This window comes from Pseudonocardia sp. (assembly GCF_025965585.1).
Taxonomy (GTDB): Bacteria; Actinomycetota; Actinomycetes; order Mycobacteriales; family Pseudonocardiaceae; genus Pseudonocardia.
The window spans coordinates 1-9,181 of sequence record NZ_JAOPWR010000098.1 but is presented as its reverse complement, the minus strand read 5'-3'; the positions used below and the strand labels follow the sequence as shown (position 1 = coordinate 9,181).

Below are 9,181 nucleotides of genomic sequence, written 5' to 3'. Positions count from 1 at the left end.
GCCGCCCGCCCGCTCCCGGTGGTGGAGGACGCCGCACCCTAGCGGCGACCGAGCACGTGTCCGCCGCGCCACTGCCCTTCGCCGTTCGGGCCGGCCCCGTCGTGTTCCGCGGCTCCGACGCGGTGCGTGCCGGGCCGATGACCGAGGCTCGGCTGCGCGTGCCCGCTACCTCGTGGCTCTTCCCCGGCGGCGGCGCGCACTCCTACGCCGCTCTGGTGCTACACCGGGATGTGTTGCGCGCAGCGAGATCCAGCGCCGGCGCGGCGGCCCGGTCGCCGTCAGCGCACGCCCCCGCACGAGAAGTGGCGCGAGCGGCCGAAGGCCTTGGGAGCGTTCTCCCGATGCGGCACCGGGGCTGCGTCACCCGCCGAACCAGCCCATCCGCCGGCTGATCTCCCCTGCGGCCGCCTTGAGCGGCTCGATCAGCTCGAGCAGGCGCGGTTCGTCCAGGCGGTAGGACGGGCCGCTGACGCTCAGGGCCGCGATCACCTCGCCCGCGCGGTCGAGGATCGGGGCGGCGACGGCGTTGAGGCCCGTCTCGTACTCCTCCAAGGCCACCGCGTGGCCGACGGCGCGGACGCGCTCCAGCTCGGCGTCCAGCTCCGCGGCGGAGGTGACGGTGGCGGCGGTCATCCGCTTCATCCCGGACGCGGCGAGCAGCGCGGCCCGATGCTCCGCGGCGATGTGGGCGAGCAGCACCTTCCCGCTGGACGTGCAGTGCAGCGGCGTCAGCCGGCCGATCCAGTTGTGCGTGGCCACGGTGGACGGGCCGCGCGCCTGGTCGACGTTCACCGCCCAGTGCTCCTGCAGGACGGCGACGTTGATCGTCTCGCTCATCTCCCCGGCCAGCCGGTGGCACACCGCCCGGCCCTGCCGGGTGACGTCGAGCCGGTCGGAGACGGCGCCGGCGAGCGGGATGAGCCCGAAGCCGAGCCGGTACTTGCCACGGTCGGCGGCCTGCTCGACGAGCCCGCGCCCCTCCAGTGCGCCGAGCAGGCGGAACGCCGTGGACTTGTGCACGTCGATCTCGGAGGCCACCTCGCTGACGCCCGCCTCGCCACGTCTGGCGAGGATCTCGAGGACGCTGATGGCCCGATCGACGGATTGGACGCCACCATCGCGACCAGCCGTGTTGCTCATGACGAAACTATAAGCATCTATCCGAACGCAATGCTTGACGTAGCGACGATTCCGAGCACGATCGTGCCGTGCCCAGCCTTTACATCGACGGAAAATGGACCGCCGGATCCGGCGGTACCGCGGACGTGCTCAACCCGTTCGACGCGAGCGTGGTGCAGACCGTGGACCAGGCAGGTCCGGACGACGTCGAGCGGGCCGTCGCCGCGGCCCGCGCCGCGTTCGACACCGGGCCCTGGCGCACCACGTCCGCCTCCGAGCGGTCAGCGCTGCTGCGCCGCATCTCCGAGCTGCTGGTGCGCGACAAGGAGGAGATCGCCCGCACCGAGACCCTCGACACCGGCAAGACGCTGAAGGAGAGCCGCATCGACGTCGACGACGTCACCGCGGTCTTCCGCTACTACGCCGACCTCGCCGACAAGGACGCGGGCCGCATCGTCGACACGGGCATGGACAACGTGCTCTCCCGCGTGGTGCACGAGCCCGTCGGCGTCTGCGCGCTCATCACGCCGTGGAACTACCCGCTGCTGCAGCTGTCGTGGAAGGTCGCGCCCGCGCTGGCCGCCGGCAACACGATGGTGATCAAGCCCAGCGAGGTCACGCCGCTGACCAGCGTGATGCTGGTGCGGCTGTGCGAGGAGGCGGGCGTGCCGCCGGGCGTGGTCAACATCGTGCTGGGTGAGGGCCGGTCCGTCGGCGCGCCGCTCACCGAGCACGACGACGTCGACATGGTCAGCTTCACCGGCGGCCTTGCCACGGGGCAGGCGATCATCCGGGCGTCCGCCGCCACCGTGAAGCGCGTGGCCGTGGAGCTGGGCGGCAAGAACCCCAACATCATGTTCGCCGACGTGGACCTCGACCTCGCCGCCGACTGGGCGATGACCGCGGTGTTCCTGCACTCCGGGCAGGTGTGCTCGGCGGGCGCCCGGCTGATCGTCGAGGAGTCGATGCACGACGACCTCGTGGCCGAGATCGCGCGTCGGGCCCAGCTGATCCGCATGGGCAACGGCCTCGACGAGACCAGCGAGGTGGGCCCGCTCGTCTCCGCCGCGCACCGCGCGAAGATCGAGGACTTCGTCGCGTCCGCGCTGGCCGAGGGCGCCACGCTCGTCACCGGCGGCGCCCGCCCGGAGGGCCCGGACCTGCAGAAGGGCTGGTTCTACCCGCCCACGCTGCTCACCGGCGTCCGCCGCGACATGCGCGTGATCCGCGAGGAGACGTTCGGGCCGATCCTCACCGTCGAGACGTTCCGCACCGAGGAGGAGGCCGTCGCGCTCGGCAACGACACCGAGTACGGCCTCGCCGGCGCGGTCTGGACGCCCGACATGGCCAAGGCCCACCGAGTGGCCGGGGCGCTGCGCCACGGCACGGTGTGGATCAACGACTACCACCCCTACGTCCCCGCGGCGGAGTGGGGCGGGATGAAGCGGTCGGGCAACGGGCGCGAGCTCGGGCCGACCGGGCTGGCCGAGTACCAGGAGCACAAGCACATCTGGCACAACACCGACCCCGCGCCATCGCGGTGGTTCTCCGGAGACGCTCGAGTTCGAGAAGAGGATGGGCCATGACCGCGATCGACAACTCCGACAGCGACGCGCTCGCCGGGTTCGGCTACAAGCAGGAGCTGGAGCGTTCGCTCGGCTCCTTCTCCAGCTTCGCGGCCGGGTTCAGCTACATCTCGATCCTGACCGGGGTGTTCCAGCTCTTCTACTTCGGCTTCGGTGCCGGGGGGCCTGCGTTCATCTGGACGTGGCCGCTCGTGTTCCTCGGCCAGCTCGCCGTCGCGGCCTGCTTCGCCGAGATGGCGGGGCAGTTCCCGCTCGCCGGCTCGGTGTACCAGTGGTCCAAGCAGATCACCAAGCCGCTGACGTCGTGGCTGGCCGGCTGGATCATGTCGATCGGCGCGATCGTCACCGCGGCCGCGGTGGCCGTCGCCTACCAGGTGATCCTCCCGCAGGTCACACCGTTCTTCCAGTTCGTCGGCGGGCCGGACGACGTCGGGGTGTTCACCACGCCGGGCGGGGCGCAGAACGCGATCCTGCTCGGCGTCGTGCTCGTCGTGTTCTGTACGACCATCAACATCATCGGTGTCCGGCTGATGTCGAGGATCAACAACTTCGGCGTGGCCGTGGAGCTCACCGCCGTGGTGTTGCTCATCATCGTCCTGGCCTTCCACATCCGGCGCGGTCCGCAGGTGGTGTTCGACACGAGCGGTACCGGCGACGGGCACTCGCTCGGGTACCTGGGCGCCTTCCTCGTGGCCGCCCTGATGAGCGCGTACGTGTTCTACGGCTTCGACACGGCGGGCGCGCTCGCCGAGGAGACCGTTGAGCCGCGCCGTCACGCACCGCGGGCGATCCTGCGTGCCATCACCGCGGCGTTCGTCGTCGGCGGGCTGCTGATGCTGGTCGGGATGATGGCCGTCGGCGACATCCACGCGTCCGAACTGAGTACCTCGGGCATGCCCTACCTGGTGAAGAGCACGCTCGGCGACGGGCTCGGCAACGCGTTCCTGGTGTGCTCCGCGATCGCCATCACCGTCTGCTGCCTGGCCGTGCAGACCGCGGCGATCCGGATGATCTTCTCCATGGCCCGTGACGGGCGGCTGCCGTTCGGTGCGGCGCTGTCGAAGGTGTCGCCGAGGTCGAAGACCCCGGTGCTGCCCGCGCTGATCACCGGCGGGCTGGCGATCGTCCTGCTGGTGATCAACATCGGCAACCAGCGGGTGTTCACGGTCCTCACCTCGATCGCGATCATCCTGTTCTACGTCCCCTACCTGATGGTGACCGGCCCGATGCTGTTGCGCAGGCTGCGTGGGCACTGGCCGCGCCCCGAGCACGGCGAGTTCTTCTCCCTGGGCCGGTGGGGCCTGCTCGTCAACATCATCGCGGTGGTCTACGGCGCCGGCATGACGATCAACCTGGCCTGGCCGCGGCCCGAGGTCTACGGCAACGACGCCTGGTACTACCAGTGGGGAGCGGTAGTCTTCACCGCCGTGATCGTTGTGGTCGGGCTCGTCGTCGTCGCCATCACGCGGCGGCACCGCGTCACGCCGCTCCCCGCCGCGCAGGTGCAGGGTGAGGCGGCATGACGACCTTCGACTACGTCGTCGTCGGCGGCGGGTCCTCGGGCTGCGCGCTGGCCGCCCGGCTCTCGGAGGACCCGTCCGTCACCGTCTGCCTCCTGGAGGCGGGTCCGTCCGATGTGGACGACCCCGCGATCCTGCGGCTCGAGGACTGGATGGGCCTGCTCGACTCCGGCTATGACTGGGACTACCTCGTCGAGCCCCAGGAGCACGGCAACTCCTTCCTCCGCCACGCCCGCGCCAAGGTGCTGGGCGGCTGCTCGTCGCACAACTCGTGCATCGCGTTCTGGACGCCGCGCGAGGACCTCGACGAGTGGGCCGCGATGGGCTGCACCGGCTGGAGCGCCGACGAGTGCTGGCCGCTCATCCAGCGCCTGGAGACCAACGACGGGGAATGGGAGGGCCACGGCCGCTCCGGCCCGGTCAACCTGCGCCAGATCCCGCCGGACGACCCGTGCGGCGTCGCCGTGCTGGAGGCGGCGGCCGCGGTCGGGCTGCCCACCGTCCGCTTCAACGAGGGCCACACCGTCACCGACGGGGCCGGCTTCTTCCAGATCAACGCGGCCGCGGACAACACCCGCATGTCGTCCTCGCACGCGTACCTGCACCCGATCATCGGCAAGCGTCCGAACCTGGAGATCCGCACCGGCGCGTGGGCGTCTCGCGTCCTGTTCGAGGGGGAGCGTGCCACCGGCGTCGAGTACCAGCAGGACATCGGACCGGGCCGGCACGTGGTGGACGCACGCCGCGAGGTGATCCTCTCCACCGGCGCGATCGACACCCCCAAGCTGCTCATGCTCTCGGGCATCGGGCCGTCGGCGCACCTGCGTGAGATGGGCCTCGACGTGCTGGTGGACGCGCCCGGCGTCGGCGCCAACCTCGACGACCACGTCGAGGGCCTCGTGATGTGGGAGGCCGCGAAGCCGATGGTCACGAGCTCCACCCAGTGGTGGGAGATCGGGCTGTTCGCGCGCACCGAGGAGGGCCTGGACCGGCCGGACCTGATGATGCACTACGGCTCGGTGCCGTTCGACCTGAACACGGTGCGCTGGGGCTACCCGACCACCGACAACGGGTTCTGCCTCACCCCGAACGTCACGCGGGGGAAGTCGCGCGGCACGGTCCGGCTGCGGTCGTTGGACTTCCGTGACCGCGCTCGCGTGGATCCGCGGTACTTCACGGATCCCGAGGGTCACGACATGGCCGTCATGCTGCACGGGGTGAAGCTCGCGCGGGAGATCGCGGAGCAGCCCGCGCTCAAGGAGTGGATCACCCGGGAGCTCACGCCGGGCCCGGACGCGGTGACCGATGACGAGCTCGTCGACTACATCACCAAGGCCCACAACACCGTCTACCACCCGGCGTGCACGGCGAAGATGGGCCCGGAATCGGACCCGATGGCCGTGGTGGACCCGCAGCTGCGCGTGCGCGGGGTGGAGGGGCTGCGGATCGCCGACGCGTCGATCCTGCCGTTCCTGCCGGCGATCAACCCCAACATCACCTGCATGATGATCGGAGAGAAGGCGAGCGACCTCCTCCGCGCGCAGTAGCCGATCTGCGCGCGATTTTGCGTCGTCGCACGGTCCGTGGAGGGTGCGAGGATGCAAAACGGCGCGCGGATCCGCCCGGTCGGACGCCGCCGGGCCGAGCACCGACAGGCCGAGGTCGGTCACGGGCGTCGTTGCGGTCGCCGTGTCGAGATCGGGGCGGCGGCTCCGACCGTCGGGTGACGGGTTCGGCAGAGGGCCCGCGACGACGAGGAGCACGCCATGAAGTACCTGCTGATCATGCACGTCAACCCGGTGGTCCTGGACGCCCTGACCGAGGAGCAGCGCACCGCCGTCATGGACGGCCACGCCGCCTTCATCGACACCATCCGGGAGTCGGGGGAGATGATCCTGACCCAGGCGCTGGCCGACCCGGCCCAGAGCTGCGTGGTGAGCGCCCGCGACGGCGTGCCGGCCGTGACCGACGGCCCGTTCGCGGAGTCCAAGGAGTACATGGGTGGCTACTACATGGTCGACTGCGCGAGCCGAGAACGCGCCTGCGAGCTCGCCGCGATGATCCCGGACGCGTCGGTCGACGGGCTCGGGATCGAGGTGCGGCCGGTCATGTTCGAGGCCGGGGCCGAGATGTGACGACGGTGCCGGAGGACCTGCTCCGCGATCTGGCGCCGCAGGTCCTCGGCGCCCTCGTCCGGCGGCACGGCCGGTTCGACGCCTGCGAGGACGCCGTGCAGGAGGCATTGCTGGCGGCGGCGCAGCAGTGGCCGCACGAGGGCGTGCCCGACAACCCGCGCGCCTGGCTGCTGACGGTGGCCACCCGGCGGCTCACCGACCAGTGGCGCAGCGAGAGCGCGCGGCGGCGCCGGGAGGCGGCGTCGGCGTCCGGGAGCGAGCCGACGTCTCCGGGCCCGGGTGGCGACCAGCCGGGCGACCGGGACGACACCCTCCTGCTGCTGTTCCTGTGCTGTCATCCCGACCTGCCGCCACCGTCGCAGCTGGCACTGACGCTGCGGGCGGTCGGCGGCCTGACCACCGCTGAGATCGCCCGCGCGTTCATGGTGCCCGAGCCGACCGTCGCGCAGCGCATCAGCCGTGCGAAGCGCAGTGTCGCCGGTGGGTTCGCGATGCCCGACGGCGACGAGTGGGGCCGGCGTCTCGGGGTGGTGCTGCACGTGCTCTACCTGGTGTTCAACGAGGGCTACACGGCCACGTCCGGCGACGACCTGCACCGCCCCGAGCTGGCCATCGAGGCCGTCCGGCTCACCCGCGCCGTCCGCCGCTCCCTGCCCGACGACGGCGAGGTCGCCGGGCTGCTCGCGCTGATGCTGCTCACCGACGCGCGGCGGGCGGCGCGCACCGGACCGGGCGGCACGCTCGTCCCGCTCGCCGAGCAGGACCGCTCCCGCTGGGACGCGGCGCAGATCACCGAGGGCGTCGCGTTGATCACCGGCTCCCTCGCGCACACCCCGATGGGCCCCTACCAGCTGCAGGCGGCGATCGCGGCCGTCCACGCCGAGGCGGAGTCCGACGCCGCCACCGACTGGCCCCAGATCGCCGCCCTCTACGACCTGCTCGGACGGATCGCCCCGAACCCGATGGTGACGCTCAACCACGCCGTCGCGGTGGCGAAGGTCGACGGGCCGCTGGCCGGGCTGGACATGCTCGCCCCGCTCGACGCCGACCCGCGCGTGGCCCGCGGCCACCGCCTGCACGCAGTGCGCGCCCACCTCCTGGAGTCGGCGGGCGACCATCGCGCCGCGCGGGCCGCCTACCGCGAGGCGGCGCGCCGGACGTCGAGCATGCCGGAGAAGCGCTACCTGGAGACGCGGGCGAACGGCCTCGGCTGACCGACGTGCCGGTCAGCGGCGGCGGGTGGGTGGTGCGTTCATGGCGCTGATCTCGTCGGCCACCTGGCACGGGGAGGTGCCGTCGTCGGTGCGGGTGGCGAGGCGGTGCAGCAGGCCCCGCAGCGTGTCGCGCTCGGCGGGGTCGAGCGGGGCGAGGACGTGCTCCTCGGCCGCGCGCAGCCGTCGCTCGAGGTCGCAGAGCCGCGTGCAGCCGGCCTCGGTGAGCGTGATGCGGCGGGCCCGGCGGTCGGCGGGATCGGGACGGCGCTCGATCAGCCGCTCGGTTTCGAGGTCGTCGAGGAGGTAGGTCATCACCGTGCGGTCGACGCCCAGCTGCTGCGCGAGGGCCAGCTGGGTGCCCGGCTCGTCGCGGCTCGCGGCCGTGAGCACCTGGTAGCCGCGGGGGCCGCCGGGCACGCCGTCGAGCACGGCGTGGGCCGCCTGCAGGTAGGTCCGCATGACCGTGCCCAGTGCCCAGCCGAGGTCGGTCTCGACTCCTGCCGGTGTGGTCACGGTCCCACCCTACCGGCGGAATGCGACAAAGGATACGGTCTGTTGACACGATCGTCTGCTTCACAGAACATCATGGGGACCGCACACTTGAGGAGCGTCCGATGACCCTGTTCCGACTCGACACCAGCTTCCGCACCGAGGGCTCGGTGAGCCGTCAGGTCGCCGACACCCTGCAGAAGGCCTGGGCCGACACCCACCCCGACGCCACCGTGGTGCACCGCGACCTCGGCACCCAGCCGCTGCCCGCCGACGTGTGGGCAGCCTCCGCCACCGCCGGCTTCACTCCCCCCGAGGCGCGCACCCAGGCCCAGCAGGACGCCACGGCCCTGGCCGCCACGCTCGCCGACGAGCTCCTCGCCGCCGACGCGATCGTGATCGGTGCCCCGCTGTACAACTTCAACCTGGCCCAGCAGCTCAAGATCTGGATCGACCTCGTCATCACCGACCCGCGCTTCGGTGCCGGCGTCACCGCCCCGCTGGCCGGCAAGCCCGTCACGCTCATCGTCGCCCGCGGAGGCGGCTACGGCGCGGGCACCCCGCGCGAGGGCTGGGACCACGCCACCCCGTACCTGCTCCGCATCCTCGGCGACGTCTGGGGTGCCGACGTCTCCCTCGTCGCGGCCGAGCTCACGCTGGCCGAGGTCAACCCGGCCATGGCCGAGCTGCGCGGGGTCGCCGCCGAGTCGCTGGCCCAGGCGCACGAGCTGGCCGCCGCCACCGGCCGGGAGCTCGCCCAGCGGGCGCTCGCCACGGCCGCCTGATCACCGCCTCGCTGATCAAGGCGTCGCTGTCGCTCCCGACGGTCGTCCGACGACATCCCCGCCTTGATCAGCGCTCGGGGCACAGGCGGGCCGCGCACGCCGGCCACGAGAAGCGCAGCGACCAGCGCGACCGGCACCGGCATCGGATCGGTGCGCACGCTCGGGTTCGGGGGCCGCGAGGTGGAGGCGGAGCAGGTGTTCGGCCGTAGGTGAGCGGGTCAGGCCGCGGTCGCGTCGAACCTCGGCTGATCAGGCGAGCGCCGCGGGCAGCTCCCGCGCCGCCTCGGCGAGGCTCGGGCCGTACCAGGTCAGCAGGCGGCCGCTGACCAGCGC

8 protein-coding genes are annotated in these 9,181 nt (G+C 72.0%); 6 read left to right on the top strand and 2 right to left on the bottom strand.

From position 1 onward, the window contains the following. Nucleotides 1-360: 360 nt before the first annotated feature. Nucleotides 361-1,140: an IclR family transcriptional regulator gene (locus JWR81_RS06250; protein WP_297647921.1), complete on the bottom strand. Its 780-nt coding sequence runs from the start codon at nt 1,138-1,140 to the stop codon at nt 361-363. A gap of 68 nt (nt 1,141-1,208) precedes the next feature. Here JWR81_RS06250 and JWR81_RS06245 point away from each other — a divergent pair, with 68 nt between their 5' ends. The 5 genes from JWR81_RS06245 (at nt 1,209) to JWR81_RS06225 (ending at nt 7,574) form a co-directional block, all read left to right on the top strand. Beyond that, a complete protein-coding gene (locus JWR81_RS06245; protein WP_297647919.1) occupies nt 1,209-2,705 on the top strand; it encodes an aldehyde dehydrogenase family protein in 1,497 nt (498 codons plus the stop codon). Then, nucleotides 2,702-4,228: an amino acid permease gene (locus JWR81_RS06240; RefSeq protein WP_297647916.1), complete on the top strand. Its 1,527-nt coding sequence runs from the start codon at nt 2,702-2,704 to the stop codon at nt 4,226-4,228. The genes JWR81_RS06245 and JWR81_RS06240 overlap by 4 nt, the downstream gene beginning before the upstream one ends. Then, complete coding sequence (locus tag JWR81_RS06235) at nt 4,225-5,772, top strand: GMC family oxidoreductase (protein ID WP_297647912.1); 1,548 nt, start codon at nt 4,225-4,227, stop codon at nt 5,770-5,772. Before JWR81_RS06240 ends, JWR81_RS06235 begins: the two co-directional genes overlap by 4 nt. A gap of 219 nt (nt 5,773-5,991) precedes the next feature. Further along, complete coding sequence (locus JWR81_RS06230) at nt 5,992-6,360, top strand: YciI family protein (protein ID WP_297647909.1); 369 nt, start codon at nt 5,992-5,994, stop codon at nt 6,358-6,360. Between the two features lie 5 nt (nt 6,361-6,365). Next, entirely contained in the window at nt 6,366-7,574 is a 1,209-nt protein-coding gene (locus JWR81_RS06225) for a DUF6596 domain-containing protein (protein WP_297647906.1), read from the top strand. 12 nt (nt 7,575-7,586) lie between these two features. Here JWR81_RS06225 and JWR81_RS06220 read toward each other — a convergent pair whose 3' ends face one another. After that, nucleotides 7,587-8,087, bottom strand: a complete 501-nt coding sequence (locus JWR81_RS06220) for a MarR family winged helix-turn-helix transcriptional regulator (RefSeq protein ID WP_297647903.1) — start codon at nt 8,085-8,087, stop codon at nt 7,587-7,589. Nucleotides 8,088-8,188: 101 nt separating this feature from the next. Here JWR81_RS06220 and JWR81_RS06215 point away from each other — a divergent pair, with 101 nt between their 5' ends. Continuing rightward, the gene (locus JWR81_RS06215; RefSeq protein ID WP_297647901.1) at nt 8,189-8,848 is read left to right on the top strand and encodes an NAD(P)H-dependent oxidoreductase; all 660 of its coding nucleotides are present in this window, start codon (nt 8,189-8,191) and stop codon (nt 8,846-8,848) included. Nucleotides 8,849-9,181: the final 333 nt, after the last annotated feature.